The 22,144-nt window shown below is 59.5% G+C and carries 19 protein-coding genes; 6 read left to right on the top strand and 13 right to left on the bottom strand.

Annotated features, from left to right (window positions below):
- Nucleotides 1–5: 5 nt before the first annotated feature.
- The 4 genes from fdhE to fdnG are packed head-to-tail and all read right to left on the bottom strand — an operon-like array spanning nt 6 to nt 5,597.
- Nucleotides 6–932 carry a formate dehydrogenase accessory protein FdhE gene (fdhE, locus tag AB7M29_RS18235; RefSeq protein WP_454247466.1) on the bottom strand — a complete coding sequence of 309 codons (927 nt, stop codon included), beginning with the start codon at nt 930–932 and terminating at the stop codon, nt 6–8.
- 4 nt (nt 933–936) lie between these two features.
- Nucleotides 937–1,590 carry a formate dehydrogenase subunit gamma gene (locus AB7M29_RS18230; protein WP_454247465.1) on the bottom strand — a complete coding sequence of 218 codons (654 nt, stop codon included), beginning with the start codon at nt 1,588–1,590 and terminating at the stop codon, nt 937–939.
- Nucleotides 1,587–2,531: a formate dehydrogenase subunit beta gene (gene fdxH / locus AB7M29_RS18225; protein ID WP_217854892.1), complete on the bottom strand. Its 945-nt coding sequence runs from the start codon at nt 2,529–2,531 to the stop codon at nt 1,587–1,589. The genes AB7M29_RS18230 and fdxH overlap by 4 nt, the downstream gene beginning before the upstream one ends.
- Nucleotides 2,532–5,597, bottom strand: a complete 3,066-nt coding sequence (fdnG, locus tag AB7M29_RS18220) for a formate dehydrogenase-N subunit alpha (RefSeq protein ID WP_454247464.1) — start codon at nt 5,595–5,597, stop codon at nt 2,532–2,534.
- A 285-nt stretch (nt 5,598–5,882) separates the two neighbouring features.
- Between fdnG and AB7M29_RS18215 the strand changes: the two genes are divergently transcribed.
- Nucleotides 5,883–7,037, top strand: a complete 1,155-nt coding sequence (locus AB7M29_RS18215; protein WP_217854889.1) for a MalY/PatB family protein — start codon at nt 5,883–5,885, stop codon at nt 7,035–7,037.
- Nucleotides 7,038–7,115: 78 nt separating this feature from the next.
- On the opposite strand, the gene trbK is transcribed toward AB7M29_RS18215, so the two are convergent.
- Complete coding sequence (gene trbK, locus AB7M29_RS18210) at nt 7,116–7,289, bottom strand: entry exclusion lipoprotein TrbK (protein WP_217854888.1); 174 nt, start codon at nt 7,287–7,289, stop codon at nt 7,116–7,118.
- A 195-nt stretch (nt 7,290–7,484) separates the two neighbouring features.
- On the opposite strand from trbK, the gene AB7M29_RS18205 reads away from it, so the two are divergent.
- Nucleotides 7,485–8,342, top strand: coding sequence for an SDR family oxidoreductase (locus AB7M29_RS18205; RefSeq protein ID WP_454247463.1), 858 nt, complete (start codon nt 7,485–7,487; stop codon nt 8,340–8,342).
- Between the two features lie 130 nt (nt 8,343–8,472).
- Here AB7M29_RS18205 and AB7M29_RS18200 read toward each other — a convergent pair whose 3' ends face one another.
- The 3 genes from AB7M29_RS18200 to AB7M29_RS18190 are packed head-to-tail and all read right to left on the bottom strand — an operon-like array spanning nt 8,473 to nt 9,954.
- Entirely contained in the window at nt 8,473–8,919 is a 447-nt protein-coding gene (locus AB7M29_RS18200; RefSeq protein ID WP_217854886.1) for a DUF421 domain-containing protein, read from the bottom strand.
- Nucleotides 8,920–8,926: 7 nt separating this feature from the next.
- Nucleotides 8,927–9,445, bottom strand: coding sequence for a hypothetical protein (locus tag AB7M29_RS18195; protein WP_454247462.1), 519 nt, complete (start codon nt 9,443–9,445; stop codon nt 8,927–8,929).
- Nucleotides 9,442–9,954 (bottom strand): CinA family protein, encoded by a 513-nt coding sequence (locus AB7M29_RS18190; RefSeq protein ID WP_052963309.1) that lies wholly within the window; start codon nt 9,952–9,954, stop codon nt 9,442–9,444. The genes AB7M29_RS18195 and AB7M29_RS18190 overlap by 4 nt, the downstream gene beginning before the upstream one ends.
- 169 nt (nt 9,955–10,123) lie before the next feature.
- On the opposite strand from AB7M29_RS18190, the gene AB7M29_RS18185 reads away from it, so the two are divergent.
- The 3 genes from AB7M29_RS18185 to AB7M29_RS18175 all read left to right on the top strand — a co-directional run bounded on the left by AB7M29_RS18185 (nt 10,124) and on the right by AB7M29_RS18175 (nt 12,825).
- On the top strand, nt 10,124–10,735 hold the full coding sequence (locus AB7M29_RS18185; protein WP_123722790.1) for a Yip1 family protein: 612 nt from the start codon (nt 10,124–10,126) through the stop codon (nt 10,733–10,735).
- A 55-nt stretch (nt 10,736–10,790) separates the two neighbouring features.
- Nucleotides 10,791–12,137 carry a cation:proton antiporter gene (locus AB7M29_RS18180; RefSeq protein ID WP_454247461.1) on the top strand — a complete coding sequence of 449 codons (1,347 nt, stop codon included), beginning with the start codon at nt 10,791–10,793 and terminating at the stop codon, nt 12,135–12,137.
- A gap of 211 nt (nt 12,138–12,348) precedes the next feature.
- A complete protein-coding gene (locus AB7M29_RS18175) occupies nt 12,349–12,825 on the top strand; it encodes a hemerythrin domain-containing protein (RefSeq protein WP_052963312.1) in 477 nt (158 codons plus the stop codon).
- 121 nt (nt 12,826–12,946) lie between these two features.
- On the opposite strand, the gene AB7M29_RS18170 is transcribed toward AB7M29_RS18175, so the two are convergent.
- From AB7M29_RS18170 to AB7M29_RS18160, 3 genes are all read right to left on the bottom strand, one after another.
- Entirely contained in the window at nt 12,947–14,869 is a 1,923-nt protein-coding gene (locus tag AB7M29_RS18170) for a PAS domain S-box protein (RefSeq protein WP_454247460.1), read from the bottom strand.
- A gap of 100 nt (nt 14,870–14,969) precedes the next feature.
- Entirely contained in the window at nt 14,970–17,237 is a 2,268-nt protein-coding gene (locus AB7M29_RS18165) for a helicase C-terminal domain-containing protein (protein WP_454247459.1), read from the bottom strand.
- The gene (locus AB7M29_RS18160; protein WP_454247458.1) at nt 17,234–18,898 is read right to left on the bottom strand and encodes a VRR-NUC domain-containing protein; all 1,665 of its coding nucleotides are present in this window, start codon (nt 18,896–18,898) and stop codon (nt 17,234–17,236) included. The genes AB7M29_RS18165 and AB7M29_RS18160 overlap by 4 nt, the downstream gene beginning before the upstream one ends.
- 208 nt (nt 18,899–19,106) lie before the next feature.
- On the opposite strand from AB7M29_RS18160, the gene AB7M29_RS18155 reads away from it, so the two are divergent.
- Nucleotides 19,107–19,331, top strand: a complete 225-nt coding sequence (locus tag AB7M29_RS18155; protein ID WP_038983339.1) for a YgdI/YgdR family lipoprotein — start codon at nt 19,107–19,109, stop codon at nt 19,329–19,331.
- A 127-nt stretch (nt 19,332–19,458) separates the two neighbouring features.
- Here the strand turns inward: AB7M29_RS18155 and AB7M29_RS18150 are convergent, their stop codons facing one another.
- Both AB7M29_RS18150 and AB7M29_RS18145 read right to left on the bottom strand, forming a co-directional pair.
- Nucleotides 19,459–20,538: a tartrate dehydrogenase gene (locus tag AB7M29_RS18150; protein ID WP_454247457.1), complete on the bottom strand. Its 1,080-nt coding sequence runs from the start codon at nt 20,536–20,538 to the stop codon at nt 19,459–19,461.
- 35 nt (nt 20,539–20,573) lie between these two features.
- Nucleotides 20,574–22,031 carry an NAD-dependent succinate-semialdehyde dehydrogenase gene (locus AB7M29_RS18145; protein WP_454247456.1) on the bottom strand — a complete coding sequence of 486 codons (1,458 nt, stop codon included), beginning with the start codon at nt 22,029–22,031 and terminating at the stop codon, nt 20,574–20,576.
- Between the last annotated feature and the right edge of the window lie 113 nt (nt 22,032–22,144).

Here is a 22,144-nt window from a genome sequence, read left to right as displayed (position 1 = left end):
CAAGCTCAGTCGCCTCCCGGTGCCAGCATCAGATTCGGCGATGGGCGCTGGTAGCCTTCCTGCTCCAGGCGCATGTCCAGCATCAGGCTGGACAGGTCCGCCGAGAGTGCTTCGGCTTCGGCGTCGTTTTCCAGGTAGATCAGCTTCAGGTAGCTGTTGCAGCCGGGGCAGACTTCCGCCCGCAACGGCGCCTGATTGGCGGCATGACGGTCATCCTCGAAACTGACGTATTGCAGCCCCTTGCTCTGTTCGCAATACACGCACTTGACCCGCACCGCATGCCATTCGCAGGCGCACAACGAGCACACCAGATAGCGCAATCCGTTGTATTTGCCGCGATGACGAATCACTCCGGCCATCGCCGGCGAACCGCAGGCTGGGCATTGACTAAGACTGTCGCCGCGCTTGAGTTCAAGGTTGGGTGAACTCAGCAGCCAATGGCTCCAGGCCGCTTGCAGCGCTGCACCGAGGAACGGCACCAGCTCTGCCGGCAGCATTGAATACTGGCCGCTGACCAAGGCAATTGCCCACGCTTTGAGCAGCCCCGGGTTGGCGCTGCGCAAAGTCGCCACGGCGTTTTCTATCGCCGTTTGTGGCGGTGGCTGATAGCGTTGCAGCAAGGCTTCGAGATACGGTAGCCAAACATTTTCGCGCACCAGACTGTCGGCGGCGAACGGTGGCAAGCCATGTTCTACGCACACCCGAAGACGTTCGGGATCGGGCATGGCGGCCACGGGCGGATCGTCCATCAGGTTCTGCTGAGCGTGGCAAAGACCTGCGATCAAACGCAGGTAGTCCGCCATGGGATGCCCATCGGCCAGGCGTTCCAGACGCAGCGCGCGCAAGGTGAACAGGTTGTTCGGTGGCAGGTACAGAAACGGCGGTGAACTCGCCGCCGCTTCTATCTGCCCAGGCTCGAGGATCGTGGCCAAGGGGTCATCCTTTTTTGGTGATCGGTCGCTCAGGCGTTTCGTCACCGGTCACTTCCCGGTACCAGAGTTCATGGTGTTTTTTCGCCCAGGCGCGGCTGACCCTGCCACGCACCATGGCGTGGACCGAGCCGCGAATCCAGATACCGGCATAGACGTGAACGATGATGCTCAGCACCAGGATGAACCCCGCCAGCGCATGCAGCAGCATCGCCCAGCGAATACCGGTGATGCCGAAGTACGCGCTGAACCAGGCACGCCAGATCACCAGCCCGCTGAACAACAGCACCAGCATGCAGATCAGCAACACCCAGAACAGTAGTTTCTGCGCCGGGTTGTATTTGCCGATCGGCGGCACGCCCTCCTCATCGTTGCGCATGACAGTCCCGACGCGCCTGAGCCACAACCGGTCGTTGGCGCTGAAGTAATTCGCCCGCCAGAAACTAAACACCAGGCCGAGAAACAGCACAAACATCGCCACGCCCATGTACGGATGCAGAATACGCGTCCACGAACCGCCGCCAAACAGGTTGCTGAGCCAGAACAACCCCGGATGGAACAAGGCCAGCCCCGACAGCGCGGCCATGAGAAACAGAAGCGCCACCAGCCAGTGATTGGTGCGCTGGTTGGAGGTATAGCGCAGTATCGTTTTGTCGTTCATGGCCTGTCCTCCCCGCCGGGTTTCGTCGGATCAAAGGTGTGCACCGATGGATCGAACTCATGCACCGCAGGGTCGACGGTAACTGGGTGTTCGTCTTCCTCAACCAACTGCGGCCCAACGCGCACGTAATGGAAGAATCCGGCCAGCACCGCCGCGCCCATGGCCAGCAACGCCAGGGGTTTGCTCAGGCCTTTCCACAGGTCCACCAGCGGACTGATCGCCGGGTGATCCGGCAACCCGGCATACAACCTGGGCGTGTCGGCATGGTGCAGCACATACATGACGTGGGTGCCGCCGACGCCTGCGGGGTCATACAAACCGGCGTTTTCGAAACCGCGACTCTTGAGGTCGACGATACGTTCGGCAGCGTGTTCTTTCATGTCTTCCTTGCTGCCGAAAACGATGGCGCCGGTCGGGCAGGTTTTCACGCAGGCCGGCTCCAGCCCCACCGCCACCCGGTCCGAGCACAGCGTGCATTTGTAAGCCTTGTGGTCCTTTTGCGAGATGCGCGGAATGTTGAACGGGCACCCGGTGATGCAATACCCGCAGCCGATGCAATGGTCCTGATCGAAATCGACGATGCCGTTGGCGTGCTTGATGATCGCGCCGGGGCTCGGGCACGCCGCCAGGCAGCCGGGCTCGGCGCAGTGCATGCAGCCGTCCTTGCGGATCAGCCATTCGAGGTTGCCGGCGTCGGTTTCATGCTCGGTGAAGCGCATCAAGGTCCAGGTATCTGCGCTGAGGTCTTGAGGGTTGTCGTAAGTGCCGAGGTTGTGACCAACATCGTCGCGCAGCTCGTTCCACTCCGAGCAGGCGACCTGGCAGGCCTTGCAGCCGATGCACTTGGTGGTGTCGATCAGCTTGGCCACTTCCTCTTGCGTGCGCACCGAGGGCGGCACGGTGGTGGTGGCCGAACGGGCGATGATGTCTTGGCTGGCCATTTAGACTTTCTCCACGTTGACCAGGAATGACTTGGATTCCGGGGTCTGTGTGTTGCCATCGCCGAGGAACGGCACCAGGGTGTTGGTCAGGTAACCGTGACGGGTGGCGCCGGTGAAACCCCAGTGCAACGGGATACCGATCTGGTGCACCACTTGATTGTTGACCTGCAGCGGACGAATCCGCTTGGTCACCACCGCCACCGCTTCGATATGCCCGCGCTTGGAACTGACCCGCACCCGGTCACCGGCAGCAATGCCCTTTTCCTTGGCCAGGACTTCACCGATTTCGACAAACTGTTCGGGCTGGGTAATAGCGTTGATCGGGCAATGCTTGGACCAGAAATGGAAGTGTTCGGTCAGCCGGTAACTGGTCGCCGCATAAGGGAAGTCCTTGGCCTGCCCGAGGGTGTCCCAGACTGAATCGAAGATCCGTCCGGCCGGATTGCTGGTCGCCTGCTTGTTGTTGGGGTGCATCGGGTTGATGCCGATGGGTGTCTCGAACGGCTCATAGTGTTCCGGGAACGGCCCTTCGTTCATCTTGTCGAGGGCGAAGAAACGCGCCACGCCTTCGGGGTTCATGATGAACGGGTTCATCCCGGCTTCCGGCGGCACATCGGCCTTGTAGTCAGGCACGTCTGTGCCGGTCCAGACCTTGCCGTTCCACCACACCAGCTTCTTGTTCGGGTCCCACGGTTTGCCTTGAGGGTCGCAAGAGGCGCGGTTGTAGAGAATTCGTCGGTTCATCGGCCAGGCCCAGGCCCAGCCCAGGTTCTGCTTCATGCCGAAAGGATCGCTGTTGTCACGCCGGGCCATCAGGTTGCCCTGCTCGGTCCAGCTGCCGCAGAAAATCCAGCACCCGGACGCCGTGCTGCCATCGTCCTTGAGCTGGCCGAAGCCGGACAGTTGCTGACCCGTCTTGATCACCGCGCCCGAAGCGTCGGTGACATCGGATACGGCGTAGCCGTTGAATTCCCGGGCCAGCTCTTCTGGCGTCGGGTCATCCGGCACTTTGTAGGGCCAGTCGAGCTTGAGGATCGGCTCGGCCCAGGCACCGCCATTGGCCTGATAGCGCTTGCGCAGGCGCAAGAACAACTCGGCCATGATCTTCACATCCGTGTGCGCCTGCCCCGGGCCATCGGCGCCCTTCCAGTGCCATTGCAGCCAGCGACCGCTGTTGACCAGCGACCCGTTTTCTTCGGCGAAACAGGTGGTGGGCAGACGGATGACTTCGGTCTGGATCTCGGCCGTTTGCACATCGTTGTAAGGCCCGGCGTTGCGCCAGAACTCCGAGGTTTCGGTGGCCAGTGGGTCCATTACCACCAGCCATTTGAGTTTGGCCAGCGCCTTCATCACCCGGTTCTTGTCCGGTAAGGCGGCGATCGGGTTGAAGCCCTGGCACATGTAGCCATTGACCTCGCCCTTGCCCATCATGTCGAACATTTTCAGGATGTCGTAACCGGGGATGTCCAGCTTGGGCAGCCAGTCATAGCCCCAGTTGTTCTCTGCGGTGGCATTGGCGCCGTACCAGGCTTTCATCAGGCTGACGTGAAACTTGCCGTAGTTCTGCCAGTAAGACATTTGCCCGGGACGCAGCGGCTTGAGTGCGCGCTTGGCGATATAAGCGTTGTAATCCTGTTCGGCCTCGGCCGGCAGGGTCAGGTAACCGGGCAGCAGATTGGACAGCAAGCCCAGATCGGTCAGGCCCTGGATGTTGGAGTGCCCGCGCAGGGCATTGACGCCCCCGCCCGGCATGCCGACGTTGCCCAGCAGCAGTTGCACCATGGCCGCGCTGCGGATCATCTGCGAGCCGGTCGAGTGCTGGGTCCAGCCCAGCGCGTAAAGAATCGTCATGGTTTTGCCCGGTTGCGAGCAGGTGGCGATTTCTTCCCAGATTTTCTGCATCGCGTCCACGGGCATGCCGCAGACCTGACTGGCCAGCTCCAGGGTGTAGCGGCTGTAATGCTGCTTCATTAATTGATAGACGCAGCGTGGGTCTTGCAAGGTCGGGTCGACTTTGGCGAAACCGTCCTCGCCGATTTCGTAGCCCCAGCCGGACTTGTCGGTGTAGATGCGTTTGCTCGCGTCGTAACCGCTGAACAACCCGTCCTCAAAGCCGTAGTTGGCCTTGACGATGAACGACACGTCCGTATAGGCGCGTACGTATTCGTGCTGGATCTTGTCTTCGGTCAGCAGGTAATTGATCAGCCCGCCCATGAAGGCAATGTCGGTGCCGGTGCGGATCGGCGCGTAATAGTCCGCCACCGAGGCCGTACGGGTAAAACGCGGGTCGACCACAATCAGCCGCGCCTTGTTGTGGGCTTTGGCTTCGGTCACCCATTTGAAACCGCAAGGGTGCGCTTCCGCGGCGTTGCCACCCATCACCAGAACCAGATTCGCGTTGGCGATATCGGTCCAGTGGTTGGTCATGGCACCACGGCCATACGTCGGGGCAAGACTTGCCACCGTCGGGCCATGTCAGACACGTGCCTGGTTATCAAACCCCAGCATGCCGAGACTGCGAATCACCTTGTGGGTGATGTAACCCGCTTCGTTGGACGACGCCGACGCCGCGAGGAAACCGGTAGTCAGCCAGCGGTTCACCGTTTGCCCCTGGGCGTTCTTCTCGATGAAATTGGCGTCGCGGTCGGCCTTCATCAGGTCGGCGATGCGATCCAGCGCTTCATCCCAGGAGATTCGCGTCCACTCCGTGGTGCCGGGCTTGCGCACCTGCGGGTACTGGAGACGGCTGGGGCTGTGAATGAAATCGAGCAGGCCTGCGCCTTTAGGGCAGAGGGTGCCGCGATTGACGGGGTGGTCGGCATCGCCTTCGATGTGGATGATGCTCTGGGCGACATTCTTCGCGTTGTCGCCCTGGCTGTACATGATCAAGCCGCAACCGACCGAGCAGTACGGGCAGGTGTTGCGGGTTTCATGGGTATGGGCGAGCTTGAAATGACGCACTTGTTCGGCGAAAGCTGGCGTCGGGGCCATGCCCAGCGCGCCGAGGCTTGAGCCCGCAAGGCCGAGACCAGCGACCTTGAAGAACTGACGACGGTTGAGGTCCATCGTGCACTCCTGATCAGGTGGAAACCCGGTGCATTGGCCAGCCTCGCTCCTACAAGGGTTTTGCTTAACTGCCTGGCGTTTTGCGTAGCCGGGTTTTTCTGGACGATCACGGTGACGGTAACCTATCTACCGCCACTTAGAACTTTAGACAATGTTGCCGTGCGCCGTCTGAAAACCGACCGTCGGCGGCTTGCCGGTCATGCTCTGTTGCGCAATTCGCCAGCGATCAAGGTTGGCGCTTATCATGGCCGCCGGATTAACCCCCTGCCTTTTATGAGACTGAGCATGACTTTCGATTTTGATCAGGTGTTCGACCGCCATGGCACCGGCAGTACCAAATGGAGCCGCTACCCGGCCGATGTGTTGCCGATGTGGGTCGCCGACATGGACTTTGCCGCGCCGCCAGCGATCATTCAGGCGCTGCAAAAACGCCTGGAACACCCGATGCTCGGTTACAGCGTGGCTCAGGATGACTTGCGTGACGCCATCGTCGCCGACCTTTGGAACAAGTACGCTTGGCGTGTGCAACCTCAAGAGCTGATATTCCTGCCGGGTATCGAGTCGGGTTTCAACATGGCCCTGCATGCGCTGGTTCAGCCGCAGCAGAACGTGGTCGTGCAAACGCCAAACTACCCGCCGCTGCGCCATGCGCCGGGCCACTGGCAGTTGAACAAGGTCGAGCTGGACTTCGACGCGTTGGCCGATGGTACGTATGCCACGCCGCTCGATACCTTGCGCGAGGCGCTGCAAGGGGGCGGCGCGCTGCTGCTGAGCAACCCGCATAACCCGCTGGGAAAGGTCTTCCCGCGTGAGGAACTGCAAGCGGTCGCCGACATTTGCCTGGAGCAGGACGCCTGGATCATCTCCGACGAGATCCATTCCGAGCTGTGCTTCGACGGGCGCATACACATTCCGACCGCCTCGCTCAGCCCAGAAATCGCCAAGCGCACCATCACCCTGATGTCGGCGAGCAAGGCCTACAACATTGCCGGTTTGAAGACGGCGTTCATGATCATCCAGGACGCGACACTGCGCCATCGGGTCAACAACGCCCGCTGCGGCATGGTCGACAGCGTCAACCCGCTGGGCCTGGAAGCCACCCGCGTCGCCTACCGCGAAGGCGGCCCGTGGCTGACCGAGCTCATGGCCTATCTGCAAAGCAATCGGGATTATCTGGTGGACGCGGTTCGTACGCGGTTGCCGGGTGTGACCATGAACATCCCTCAGGGCACTTACCTGGCGTGGTTCGACTGCACGGCGCTGGGGCTGGATAACCCGCAGCAATTCTTCCTCGAGCAGGCCAAGGTCGGGCTGAGCGCAGGGCTGGATTTTGGCGATAACGCCCAGCAGTTCGTGCGCTTGAACTTCGGCTGCCCGCGGGCGCTGCTGGAGGAAGGGATCGCGCGGATGGAGCGTAGTTTGCGTAACCACCAGGCCTGACGCCCCAGGTTGACACCGAAAACCCGATGCCCGTGCATCGGGTTTTTTATGGGCGATATGCGCAGTATCGAATCCCGTTCAAGGCGTTATGCGCTCCATGCAGGCTTTGATGAAGTCTTGCCGCTTCTGATCGTCCGGTAGCTTCATGAAGTTTTTCGGCTCGCAATTTTTCTCATTCACTTCGTATTTGTTTTCGCAGCCAGCGAGACATGCCAACGAGAGTGCCAGTGCAACGAGCGATTGGGTGTTCATGAGCAACTCCTCATCGAGTTTCTTGCATCGCATTGAGCCTAACTCATGAGTTGAGTGTATGCAGAAACAGTGAGCTCTCCCCTTGCGCTAAACCCGTCGGAAGTCCAACCGAACTCAAGGCAAAAGACCGGGGTCAACCCTCAACGAGCGCTTGTGGCGTTTGAGTCTTTTGCCTTGAACAGAGGAGATTTCCCGATGACTGACTATCCAAAACCACCCTTCCCTAAACAAAGCCAGCCAGTCCCCGGGGTTCAAACGAAAATGGACCCTTACCCGGATTGTGGCGAGCAGAGTTACAAAGGCTCGGGTCGGCTGGAGGGCAAGATTGCCCTGATCACTGGGGGTGACAGCGGCATCGGCCGTGCGGTGGCGATTGCATTCGCCCGGGAAGGCGCGGATGTGGTGGTTGCCTACTTGAATGAAACTGAAGATGCGCAGGAAACCGCACGCTGGGTCGAACAGGCCGGTCGTCAATGCCTGCTTCTGCCCGGCGATGTGGCGCAGAAAGAGCACTGCCAGGCGCTGGTGGACAAAACGGTCGAGCGCTTTGGCCGGATCGACATTCTGGTCAACAACGCCGCCTTCCAGATGACCCACGAAAACATCGAGGACATCCCGGACGAAGAATGGGTGATGACCTTCGATGTGAACGTCACGGCCATGTTCAGGCTCTGTCAGGCCGCGCTGAAGCACATGAAGCCAGGCAGTTCGATCATCAACACCAGCTCGATCAACTCCGACATGCCCAAGCCGACATTGCTGGCCTACGCGACCACTAAAGGCGCGATTGCCAACTTCACCGCCGGCCTGGCGCAGATGCTCGGCCCGAAAAACATTCGGGTAAACAGCGTGGCACCGGGGCCGATCTGGACGCCGCTGATCGTCTCGACCATGCCCGAGGAAGAGGTGCAAAACTTCGGATCGCAAACCCCGCTCGGCCGTCCCGGCCAACCGGTGGAAGTCGCACCGATCTATGTACTGCTGGCCTCGGATGAAGCCAGTTACATCACCGGGCAACGGTATGGCGTCACGGGCGGCAAGCCGATGCTTTGACGCAACTGGCATGGCCAGCGTTCGGCCCCTGTAGGAGCTGCCGAAGGCTGCGATCGTTTGACTTTGATGTCAGCGAAAGCAAGACCAAAAGATCGCAGCCTTCGGCAGCTCCTACGGGGATCGCAGTGAATCAGGGCTCTTGAGCAATCACCGAAATTTTGCCGTTGCGCTCGATGATGGCGAATTTGATCTGCTCAAGGGTTTCAATGCCTTGGCTCGAACGCGCAGCCTCCATGATATCTGCTTCGACCAGCCGCGCATGGCGCAGGCGTTTGTGCAGGATCTTGCCGTTTTCGACGATGATCGTCGGCCCGCCATCGATCAGCCGCTGTACCCATTGCGAGCGTTGTTTGAGCAGTGAAAGCCCGACATCAATGGTAATCAGCGTGACGATCACCAGCATCGAGTTGGTCAGGGAAAAGTCATTGCCCAACAGGGCTTGTTGGGTCGCCTCGCCGATGATCATCAGCAACACGAAATCAAATGTCGTCAGTTCGGCCAGCGAGCGCCGACCGGCAATCTTGAACAGCACCATCAACGCCAGGTACATCACGGCCGCGCGCAATACCGAATCCATAAGTCACCTAAGGGAAAATGAATTGATCCACCTTGACCGAGGCCGCCCCGGGCGAGGCGATATGGCTGCGAAACAGGCCCAGCCCCTCGCCACGCAAAGTCAGGTAAAGACTGGCTTGGCCTTGCGCGTCCGTTTGTACCCACAGTTTCATACCCTGCTCGCCACTGAGTGCACGCACAGGTTCTGGTTGCAGGGTTTCGATTTCGAAGCCCTCCAGCAGTTTTCCGGTCAGCTCCAGCTCAACCGTGGCATCCGGCCGGCCGATCACACTGACCTTCATCGGATTGGTCGAGCCATGACGGTGGAACATCTCGTACTCCACCCGTACCTTGCCATCGCTGCCGTGAACGTCCCGGGAACTGAGCGGGCCACGGGAAAACAAGCCGAGCAATGCCAGCACCACCAATAGCACCATCACGTACCAGCCCCAGCGCTCGAATCGCCAGACCCTGACCTGATAGGCCATGTCTTCACGCACCGGATAATCGCGGCTGTGGTATTCGGTGCGGTGGGATTCGTCGTTCATTGATTCACCTGATCTTGTTCTCCGGCTAGGGCACGTTTATGAAAAAACGAGATCCGCTTCAAGGCATGTTCTGCGGCCAGTAACTGGACCTTGCTGCGGGACCCGAAAAAACGATGCTGTTGGGTGAATACACATTTCCCTTGCTCAGTCTGGTAGGCCCAGGCGAAACAGATGGTGCCGGCCGGAATCCCGTCGACATCCTCCGGCCCCAAGATACCGGTGGTGGCCACGGCGACGTTGGCGGTGCTGTCGAGCAAGGCGCCCAAGGCCATTTCGCGAGCCACTTCGCAACTGGTCAGGTTGAAGGTTTCGATCGTATGGGGGCTGACATTAAGTAACCGTTGCTTCGCTTCGGAAGAATAGACCACGTAACCGCTCTCGATCAGGTCCCCGCTGCCCGGCACTTCGGCCAGCAAAGTCACGATCTTTCCGGCGGTACAGGACTCGGCAGTCGTCAGTCGCAGGTCGTGTTGGCGCAAATATTCAACGACGGTTTGGCTGACGTTCATGATCAGGCATCCAGGCAAGAGGAACTGCTCGGTTGACCTTCGACGCTTGCAAACATTCCCTCGGGCAGACCGCCCATACCCCCCGATAAAAAATGAACCCCCGGCGATGGATGCACCTCAATACTTCTAGGGGCCCCTATGCCGGGCCGCTCGTTATTTGGAGGTCGTCATGTCCGCACCTTTCGTCAGGCTGTTCACTCAGCCCAATTTCGTCTGGACAGATATTCGTAAGGAAGAGGAAGCGCATCCGCGCCATTACCTCGCTCATTTGCTGTTGCTCGCCCTGATCCCCGCCGTGTGCCTGTTTATCGGGACTACCTACGTCGGCTGGAGCCTGGCCGAGAACGAAACGGTCAAACTCAGTGCCTCCAGCGCCCTGCAACTCTGCGGGCTGCTGTACCTGAGCATCATTGTCGGCGTGGTGCTGATGGGGCTGTTCATCCGCTGGATGTCGCGCACCTTTGACTCACGCCCCAACGTCAATCAGTGCATCGGTTTTGCCGCCTACACCGTCACCCCGTTCTTCCTCGCAGGTATCGCCGGGCTCTACCCGAGCCGCTGGCTGGCGATCACCGTGCTGGGGGCCGCCTCCCTCTATTCAACGTTTCTGCTGTTCGTCGGTTTGCCGATCTTCATGCACGAGCGCAAGGAGGAAGGCCTGCTGAATGCGGCGAGCGTATGGGGCGTCGGACTATTGGTGCTGGTGACTATCCTGGTGGAGATGATTCTGCTCTGGTTCAACTATCTGGGGCCTGAGTACGTGCGTGTGACCGGCGTGTGATTATCCTGATTCCGCCATCCGCCGGCGGTCGGCGGCCTACCTCCGAGAACCGGGCATGAGCTTCATTGTATGGGTGGCGGTATTGGGTACGGTGCTGTTGACTCTGGCACTGACCTCGTCCTATCTGCGCTGGATGCCGGTGACCACCTCCGCGGTGTGCCTGGCGCTGGGCGTGGCGATCGGTCCGGCGGGCCTGGGCTTGCTGAAGCTGGACATCAAGGACGCGGCGGTCTGGATGGAGCACCTGACTGAGGTCGCGGTGCTCTTTTCGCTATTTGTCTGTGGGCTCAAATTACGCCTGCCGCTGAAGGATCTTCGATGGCGGGTGGCGTTCGGTCTGGCGGGACCGGTGATGATCTTGACCATCATTGGCGTCAGCCTGTTGCTGCATTACGGTTTTGCCCTGGCCTGGGGGCCGTCGCTGCTGATCGGGGCGATTCTGGCCCCCACCGATCCGGTACTGGCCTCGCTGGTGCAAGTCAACGATGCCAGGGATTACGATTCGGTGCGTTTCGCACTCTCCGGTGAGGCGGGCCTCAACGACGGCATCGCCTTCCCCTTCGTCATCCTCGGCTTGCTGGTTGTGCAACAGAGCGGCAATAGCGACGCCTGGCTCGGTGAGTGGGCATTGAAAAGTGTGCTGTGGGCCGTGCCTGCCGGTTTGTTCATCGGTTACTGGATGGGCCATGGCATCGGTCGCTTGACCTTGTCGATGCGCATCCGCAATGCCGACAGCACCATTTCTCCCAACGATTACCTGACCCTGGCGCTGATCGCCCTCGCTTATGTCGCGGCCGAAGAGATCCATGCCTATGGCTTTTTATCGGTATTCGCCGCCGGCCTCGGGTTGCGGCAGGCCGAAGTCAAATCCACCGGCGACGCGCGGATTCCCGCCGAGCATCTGGTGCAACCGGTGGTCGGCCACCAGAACGTCGAACCTGCGGCTGCCGTCCACGGCGACGTGACGAACTTGCCAGAAACCCAGGTCGCGGCGGGCATCATGATGGGCGACATGTTGGCATTCGGCAGTTTGGTGGAACGCGCCATGGAAGTGTTTCTGGTCACCCTGCTGGGCGTGGTGCTGGTGGGCCACTGGGATTGGCGAGCGTTGGTGGTTGCGCTGGTGTTGTTCTGTGCCATTCGCCCCTTGTGCGTATGGCTCATACCGTGGGGGCGCTTGCTGGACAGCCGTCAGCGCCTGTTGATCGGCTGGTTCGGGATTCGCGGGATTGGGAGCTTTTATTACCTGTTCTACGCCTTGAACCACGACCTCGGTCCGGCGGCAGCGACGCTGTGCACCGACCTGACGCTGTCTGTGGTGGCGCTGAGCATTCTGGCGCATGGCATCAGTACTCAACCGATGCTGGCCCGTTATGAGCGGCGCAATCAGCAAGACGCCTGACGGTTTCCTCCTTCGGTCAACCTGCATTGAACAGCAACAAATATTCATGCAGGTTGCACGACAAACGTCGTTTCTATTCGATCACATCCCTCTGTTTTTCATGGTTTTTTGGTAAACCTTGAAACAGGCACGAGAAATGCTCCAGCAGTGTGAGCGACAACGGCAGCAAGACCGTTTGCGTGTGCCCCGTGACTAAACAAGAGGTTTGACCATGAACGCCATTGACCTGTTGAAAGCCGACCATGAACGCGTAAAAGGCATCCTGGCCCAGTTGAGCGAGTCCACCGAGCGTGGGGTTAAAAAGCGCACCGAGTTGCTGGCCAAACTGGAAATGGAAATCAAGATCCATACCCGTCTGGAAGAGGAAGTCTTGTATCCGGCGTATAAAAAAGCCGGGGGCAAAGAGCAGGACATCATGTATTACGAAGCCAAGGAAGAACATCGCACCGTCGATACGCTGGTGCTTCCCGACCTGAAAACCACTGATCCCTCTACCGTCGAATTTTCCGGTCGAGTGAAAGTGGTCAAGGAGTTGCTGGAACATCACATTGAAGAAGAGGAAAAGGAAATGTTTCCTCAGGCCAAAAAACTACTGGGCAAAACGACGCTCGACGAATTGGGTGCAGAAATGGAAACCCTGAAAGCCCGATACAAAAAAGAGCTGGGCGCGCCCAATCTCGCTGCTTGATGGTGGGAAGAGCAAAGCCCGGCGAATGACTTACGAGAGTTTTGAGTCAGTGAGAAACCTGTGGCGAGGGAGCAAGCTCGCTCGCCACAAAGGAAGCACCACCATGCCCGAACAGAAGGTGTCACTTCATCGCCAAGGCAATGACTTCCACCAGATTAAGTTGGGTAAAAGGCTTGGACAGGCGTGGAAGTCTGGCCGCGAAGCCTTCCAGGCGCTCCGCATAACCGGTGGCGAGGATGATCGGCAGGTGTGGCCTTATCACCCGAATAGCCTGCGCCAATTGCGCGCCACTCATCTTGGGCATGACCATGTCTGTAATGACCAGGTCAACGTCGTGCTCGCTGTCGAACAGCTCCAGTGCCTGTGCGCCGGACGCTGCACTGATCACCCGATGGCCCAGGTCCTCAAGCAACAGGCTGGTACTGGTCAACACCAGACTGTCGTCGTCCACGACCAACACACACAGACGAGGTACCCGCGACATGGCGGCCTCCTCAACAGCGGGCTCGGTGGTCGCGTTGGCTAGCGCAACAGGTAACCAGAGTTCGGCGGTGGTGCCGACGTCTTTCTGGCTTTTGAGGATGAAACGTCCACCCAGTTGTTCAGTAAACCCGTGAACCATCGACAACCCCAGGCCAGTGCCTTTGCCGACGCCTTTTGTGGTGAAGAAAGGGTCCATTGCCGACGCCAGGGTAGCGTCATCCATGCCCTCCCCTATATCCGTGACACTCAGGCAGACATAGCGGCCTGGCGCCAGGGCTAATCTCGACTGATCGCAGACCTCTTCTGTCTGGGCTCTGATGATGAGTTTTCCACCGTCGGGCATGGCATCGCGGGCGTTGGTCGCCAAGTTCAGTACCGCCAGTTCGAGCTGATTGACGTCGGCCATGACCGGTTCAAGTCCAGGCGCAAAGCGCGTTTCTATGCTCACCGACGGCCCCAGAGAGCTGCGCAACAGCCCGGTAATCCCCTGTATCAGCGTTGGTATCTCAACGGATTCGGTCTTGAGTTCCTGACGCCTGGCAAACGCCAACATGCGCTGGGTCAAGGAAACGCCACGCAAGGCGCCTTGAGTGGCATTGTCGAGCAAACGGGTAATTCTCGGGTCGTCCGCCGCACGTTTGCGAATGATTTCCAGATTGCCGAGGATAACGGTCAGCAAATTATTGAAGTCGTGGGCAATCCCTCCGCTGAGTTGACCGATGGCCTGCATCTTTTGCGCCTGAAACAACGCTTCTCGGGTTTTTTCAAGCGCTTGCTGGGCCTGGGTGACCTCGGTGATATCCCGAGTGATCTTGGCAAATCCCAGCAACGTGCCGGTTTCGCCCCAAATCGGGTCGACCACCACATGCGCGAAAAACCGCGTGCCGTCCTTGCGCATGCGCCAGGCCTTGTTTTCGAATCGCCCCTCGCGCGTAGCGATTTCCAGCGCGCGTTGCGGTTCACCGGCTTCACGGTCTTCAGGGGTGTAAAACATCGAGAAATGCTGGCCGATCACTTCTTCGGGGCGATACCCCTTGATTCGCTGAGCCCCCAGATTCCAGTTGGTCAGGCGTCCATCCGGGGCGAGCATATAAATGGCGTAGTCGGTGACGCTCTGCACCAGCAGCCGGAACTGCTGCTCACTTTGTTTGAGGGTTTCTTCAGCCATTTTTCGGTCGGTCAAATCCCGGGTGATCTTGGCAAAACCCAGCAATTTGCCCGACGGATCCAGAATGGGATCGATGATGATGTGGGACCAGAAATGCGTGCCGTCCTTGCGAACCCGCCAGCCTTCGCCCTCGAAACGCCCTTCGTGAATAGCGGTATCAAGGGCGCGCTGAGGCAAACCGGCCTTGCGGTCCACTTCGGTATAGAAACGCGAGAAATGCTGGCCGAGAATTTCCGCTTCCTCATACCCTTTGAAACGCTTGGCGCCAGCGTTCCAACTGGTGATGATGCCATCGGGGTCAATCATGTAGATCGCATAGTCGACCACGGCATCGATCAGCAGACGAAAGCGCATCTCCTCCATGGCATTGGTCTTGATCCGGTCATCGCTCATGGATCCCTGTCCCTATTGTTGTTCTTCTGGAGTATGCGACAAACCGCTCGTTTGGAAATTCAAAAATACCAATACGTTGGTGGGAGCACTACTCAACAGGCTAAAAAGGCGCCGATTCCATCGACCACCAACGGGGCAGCAATTGCTTGACCTTGCTCTCGCCAAACCGGTCATCGATCAACATCACCACCCCTTGATCCTGCTGAGTGCGGATCACCCGCCCCGCTGCTTGCACGACTTTCTGCACGCCAGGAAACAGATAGGTGTAGTCATACCCGGCACCGAAAATCGCCGCCATGCGCTGTTTCATCTGTTCGTTGACCGGATTCAGTTGCGCCAGACCCAGGGTGGCAATGAATGCACCAATCAACCGCGCGCCGGGCAGATCGATGCCTTCGCCGAATGCGCCACCCAAAACCGCAAACCCTACGCCCTGACTATGGAGGGTGAATTGATCGAGAAACGCCTGACGCGGCCCTTCCCCCATTCCCCGGGACTGCGACCACAGCGTGATGTGCGGATGCCGTTCGGCCAACAACTGGGCCACTTGCTGCAAATAATCGAAGCTGCTGAAAAATGCCAGGTAGTTACCGGGGCGTTGGGTGAACTGTTTGGCGATCAGCTCGACGATGGGCTCAAGGGATGCCTGACGATGGACATAGCGGGTCGAAATCTGGCTGACGATGTGCACTTGCAACTGTTCGGCGCTGAACGGCGATTCCACATCAATCCAGACTGTATTCGCCGGTGTTCCCAGCAAATCGGCATAGTAATGCCGAGGGCTCAGGGTGGCGGAAAACAGCACGGAGCTACGCGCAGCAGTCAGGCGCGGGCGAATGAAAGCGGCGGGCACCACATTGCGCAGGCACAGTTGCGACAGGTTGCGCTTGCGGTCGAGGTCGCGTTTGCTGATGTCGAACAGGAAATGCTCATCGAACAGTTCAGCCACGCGGCCGAATTGCAGCATGTCGAAGTAAAAATTCTGCAACCCGCTGTCCAGGCCCTGAGGGTGATCATTGAGGTAGTCGCCGATGCTCGCGCAGCATAAGGAGAGCGCCTGAAGCAGTTTTTCCGGGGCTTTGTCGTAGGCCTGATAGGGGCTCAGTTGCTGATCATGCAGGGCGTTCCATTCGCGATTGACCCGCTGCAAGGATCTCTTCAGTGGCTCAGGCGCGGTTTTTCGCACGCTGTTCAACGTCGCCTGGTCGAGATTGGCGCTGTACATCTGCCGGCCACGCTCCACCAGGTTGTGAGCCTCGTCCACCAGCACCGCGACTTTCCAGTTATTGGCCTGGGCCAGCCCGAACAGCAATGCGCTGAAGTCGAAATAGTAGTTGTAGTCAGCGACGACCACGTCCGCCCAGCGGGCCATTTCCTGGCTCAGGTAGTAGGGGCAAACGTCATGCTGCAGGGCAACCTCGCGCAAGGCACTCTGGTTCAGCAGGCTCAGTTGGCTGGCGGCCTGACGCGCGGCCGGCAGACGATCATAAAAGCCCTGGGCCAACGGGCAGGACTCGCCATGGCAGGCCTTGTCCGGATGCTCGCAAGCCTTGTCCCGGGCGATCATCTCGAGAACGCGCAATGGCGGAGCATCGGCGCTGTCGAGGATGACCTGAGCGGCGTCCAGCGCCAATTTGCGCCCGGGAGTTTTCGCCGTTAGGAAAAACACCTTATCCAGTTGCTGCGGCGCCAGCGCCTTGAGCATCGGGAACAGCGTGCCAACGGTCTTGCCGATACCGGTCGGTGCCTGGGCCATCAGGCAGCGACCGGTGCTGACAGCCTTGAACACCGATTCGGCCAGATGCCGTTGTCCGGGACGAAAATCGGCATGGGGAAATGTCAGCTGTTGCGCCGCCAGATTGCGCCCTTCGCGATGGGCCATTTCCTGCTCGGCCCAGTGCAGGAACAACCCGCAATGATGTTCGAAAAACAACTGCAATTCGGCGGCGCTGAAGGCCTCGACCAGGCAGGTTTCCTTTTCGCTGACGATATCGAAGTACACCAGCGCCAGATTAATCTGCTCCAACTGCAGTTTCTGGCACATCAACCCACCGTAGATCTTCGCCTGCGCCCAGTGCAATTGGCGGTGGTTAGCAGGTTGTTTGCTCAGGTCGCCACGGTAGGTTTTGACTTCTTCGAGGCAGTTTTGCGCCGGATCGTAGCCGTCCGCCCGGCCTTTCACGGTCAAGGTTCGATACTGGCCCTCAAGCGCGACCTCATTCTGGTAACCCTCGCTACGCCGTGACGCCACAGTGCGATGTCCGACGATGCCTTCCAGCGCAGTCGGCGACGGGGTAAAGCGCAGGTCGAGATCGCCGACCTTGGCGGTGAATTCACACAGCGCGCGCACCGCAATGCTGTAGCTCACGCGCCCTGCTCCGCCCATTGCACGTAGCACACGGCGATTGGCATCTGGTGCTCGTGACAGAATTCCAGCCAGCGCAATTGATTGTCTTGCAACCGATCGCCGGGGCCTTTGACTTCGATCATCCGGTAGGTTTTGTCTTGCGGCCAAAACTGAATCAGGTCCGGCATGCCGGCGCGGTTGGCCTTGATGTCGAGCAGCAGTCGATTGAACCAGTGTTTGAGGTGCTCGGCGGGCAGACAATCGAGTGCCTGCTCCAGCAGTTCCTCGCTCAGAGCCCCCCAGAATACGAACGGTGACTGCACGCCCCACTTGGCGCTGTAACGCTCGCGAACCGTTTGCACATAACGCCCGTCATCGAGTTCAGCGAGGCAGGTCTGGAACAGATCCGCGCGCCGCGCATGAAAATCTTCGTTGAGCAGGTCCACCGGCCCGCGCTGGAACGGGTGAAAAAACGCCCCCGGCAATGGCGCGAAAATCGCTGGCCAGCACAGCAGGCCGAACAGTGAGTTGATCAGGCTGTTCTCGACGTAATGCACCGGCGACTCCTGCGCCAGATGTGCTTGAACGTAAGACTCCACCGACAACGCCGGATCGTGTCTGGGCAGTTGCAGGTCCAGGCGCTGCATGGCCCGAGGGGTTGGCCGCTTGATTGGCGGCCCGCCCAGTTTGCGCCGCAGTCTGGGCAGCACACGCAATAAATGCTGATGCTCGGCGGCGCTTTCGGGGGCTTGTTCGGCGTGGGCGGCCAGGTCCATGGCCAGTTGATATTCAGCACAGCGCTCCAGCACCCGAATCAGCCGTAGACGTGCGCCGGGATAGTCGCATTCGCGGTAGAGGCTCAGGGCGACGGAAAAATCCGCGATGCGTTCGCAATGCTGACCGATCTGGAACAGCAGTTTGCCCCGACGTTTTTGCAGCCAGGGATTGTCGAGCTCCAGCCCGTTGATCTGCTCGACAATCGCCGCCACCGCTTCACCGGTTTCGAAACGCTGCTGACAACTGTGCAGGAACAGGCAGGCATCGACGTCTTCGCGACTGCGCAAGCCTCGGGACTCGGCGCAGAACTCGACTTTTTCGTAGGTAAAGATGCCCAGGTCGGCCAGCACGAATTCCGACCAGTCCTGGTAAAGGTTGCCGAAGAACATCAGCCGCAACCGGTCACACAAGCCCATGACGGTCAGGCTGAACAACCGGTCATTGAGTGCCGGACACCACTGGGCAAAACTTTGCGCTTCGGGGAACTGCTCGCTCAGGATCGGCAGCCAATCGGTCTTTTTGCCTTTGGGCTGATCGATGGCGTCGCCAAAGCACTGGAGAATCTCGGCCTTGAGCAACACCTCGAACAAGTCCTCGATGTGCAACGGCGACTGCTCATCGATCCAGCCCGATACCAATAGCGGCGCCGCAGCGCTGTCGATGTCGCCGATCTCGACGTAACTCAGTTTGCCGGCCCTGAAATGCACGCCCTTGCGCATCACAAGTCTCACCAGCAGGGCTTGGGACTCGCGGGGCAGTCGATCGAAGTCATGGATGAAATCCTGCTCCTCGACGCTCAACACATCGGCATAACGATGTTCAAGCCAATCAAGCACTTGCATGAAGTTGTTCAAGTAATAGAACGGATCATCGAGAGGATTTACAATCACGGGCAAAAGGGCCATGGCAAACGAGTACTGGTTATGCGTACAGATACCAGCTATGCCCCACCCGGTGCAAACGGAAAAGGATCAGTGGCGACGCTATTCGGCAATTTTCGGGTGACCATCGAACTTTCTGCCATTCCATCGCACAAACCGCGGTAGAGGCACAGCGACGATTGACCTCAAGCGGGGCTGTCGCGCTGTTTTTATTCAGTGATGAGAGGTGTGTATGAATATCAAGACTCTGGGTTTGCCCCTGGCAGTAGCGGCCTTTTTGGCCCTGGCCGGCTGCTCGACGCCAACGGTCGTGACCCTGCAGAACGGCACCCAGTATTTGACCAAGGACATGCCGAACACCAAAACCGAGGATGGCTTCTACGAATTTGAAGATATTTCCGGGGCGAAAGTGAAAGTCCGGGCCGATGAAGTGGCCACGGTTCGCAAGGAAGACTGATCCCAACGTAGATCCTGTAGGAGCGAGGCTTGCCCGCGAAGAACGATGACGCGTAATGCCTGATAAACCGCAGTGCATTTTTCGCGGGCAAGCCTCGCTCCTACAAAATTTTCATCGCACCGGTGTTTTAGAGCGCTTCTGCAATCGCCTTTCCGACCTCCTGGGTCGAGCCCTTCCCGCCCAGATCCGGCGTGATCGGCCCCTCGGCAATCACCCGTTCGATCGCCTGCAGAATCCCGTCGTGCGCGGCGCGATAACGCTCATCACCGTTCCCCAGAAAATCCAGCATCAACGCACCGGACCAGATCATGGCGATCGGGTTGGCGATGTTGCGCCCGTAGATGTCCGGGGCCGAACCATGCACCGGTTCGAACAGCGACGGAAAACGCCGCTCGGGATCAAGGTTGGCCGATGGCGCAATACCGATGGTGCCGGCACAGGCCGGGCCGAGGTCGGACAGGATGTCGCCAAACAGATTCGACGCCACCACCACATCGAACCGGTCCGGTTGCAGCACAAAACGCGCGCAGAGGATGTCGATGTGTTGCTTGTCCCAAGTGATGTCCGGGTACTGCGCGGCCATCAACGCCGTGCGCTCGTCCCAGTACGGCATGCTGATGGAGATCCCGTTGGACTTGGTCGCCGCCGTCAGGCGTTTGCGCGGTCGGGTCTGGGCCAGGTCGAAGGCGAACTTGAGAATCCGGTCCACGCCACGCCGAGAGAACACCGACTCTTGCAGCACGAACTCATGCTCGGTGCCTTCAAACATCTTGCCGCCGACCGAAGAATACTCGCCCTCGGTGTTCTCGCGGATCACCACGAAATCGATGTCGCCCGGTTTGCGCCCGGCCAGTGGGCACGGCACACCGGGAAACAAGCGCACCGGGCGAATGTTCACGTACTGGTCGAAGTCGCGGCGAAACTTCAGCAGCGAGCCCCACAGGGAAATGTGATCCGGCACCTTGTCCGGCCAGCCCACGGCGCCGAAGTAGATGGCGTCGAACCCCTTGAGTTGCTCGAACCAGTCGTCGGGCATCATCTGCCCGTGTTCCAGGTAGTAATCGCAGTGAGCCCAGTCGAGCACTTCGATGCTCAAATCGAGCTGCCACTTCTTCGCGGCTTGCTCCAGTACCCGCAATCCTTCCGGCAGGACTTCCTTGCCGATGCCATCGCCAGCAATCGCGGCGATTCTGAATGGTTTACTCATTAATCATGCCTCGCAAAATGGCTGTGCAATCGTTATCACAGCCCGCCGATGTGGAAGGCTTTGACTTCAAGGTATTCGTCCAGGCCGTACTTGCTACCTTCACGGCCAAGGCCCGACTGCTTGATGCCGCCGAACGGCGCGACTTCCATGGAAATGATCCCGGTGTTGAGACCGACCATGCCGAACTCCAGCGCCTCGCCGAAACGCCAGGAACGGCGCAAGTCCTGAGTGAAATAGTAGGCGCCCAGGCCATAAGGCGTGGCATTGGCCAATGCGAGCGCTTCGGCCTCAAAGGTAAAACGCATCAACGGCGCCACCGGGCCGAAGGTTTCTTCGTTGGCCAGGAGCATGCCGGCGTGGGTGTCGCCGAGGACGGTTGGCTGAACGAACTGGTTGTCGCCTTCGGGAATACCGCCGCAGAGCAAACGCGCACCCTTGCTCAGGGCATCGTCGATGTGCCGGGCGACCTTGCTCACCGCTGCCGGGTTGATCAGCGGGCCGATGGTGACGTCGGCGTCCAGGCCATTGCCCACTTTGAGCTTGCCCACCTCCTCTACCAAACGCTGGGCGAAGCGCTCGTAGATGCCGTCCTGCACCAGAATGCGGTTGGCGCAGACGCAAGTCTGGCCGGCGTTGCGAAACTTGCTGAGCATGATGCCGGCCACTGCCTGCTCTAGATCGGCGTCGTCGAACACGATGAATGGCGCGTTACCGCCCAGTTCCAGGCTCAAGCGCTTGATGTGTTCAGCGCTCTGACGCATCAGCAGCCGACCGACAGCGGTAGAGCCGGTGAAGGAAATTTTGCGCACCGTTGGGTTGCCTGTCAGCTCTTCGCCGATGCCCGCAGGCATCCCGGTCAACACGTTGAACACCCCGGCCGGAATGCCGATACGCTCGGCCAGCACCGCCAGGGCCAGGGCCGACAGCGGGGTCAGGTCCGAAGGTTTGACGATGATCGGGCATCCGGCAGCCAAGGCCGGCGCGCACTTGCGCGTGATCATCGCGTTGGGGAAATTCCACGGGGTGATGGCGGCGCACACGCCCACCGGTTGCTTGAGCGTCAGCAGGCGGCGGTCGCCACTGGGGGCCGGCATGGTTTCGCCGTAGACCCGGCGAGCCTCTTCGGCGAACCACTTGACGAACCCGGCGCCGTAGCGGATTTCGCCCTTGGCCTCGTTCAGCGGTTTGCCCTGCTCGCAGGTCATGATCAAGGCGAGGTCGTCGAGGTTGTCGATCATCGCCTGATACCAGCGCTCCAGCAGCGCCGCACGTTCCGCCGCCGGGCGTGCGCGCCATGCAGGCCAGGCGCGTTCGGCGGCTTCGATGGCACGCCGGGTTTCCGCGCCTTGCATGGCCGGGACTCGGGCGAGCAATTGGCCGGTGGCCGGGTCGATGACGTCCAGGGTTGCGGCGTTATCGGCGCCGATCCACTGCCCGTCGAGGTAAGCGAGTTCTGCCAGTAGGCTGGGGTCTTTCAAACGATTCTTGAGCATGGTCGAGTCCTGATCCGAGACATTTTCAGTCTAGGGAGATGCCACGGATGAGGATGCTGAAAGCGTTTGATGGGCAGTGTTGGATGCTGAAATTTGCGGTGGGACGGCAGGCT

Source organism: Pseudomonas sp. F-14 TE3623 (assembly GCF_053629015.1).
Note: the sequence above shows the minus strand (reverse complement) of the source record. Positions and strands in the feature narration are given on the sequence as shown.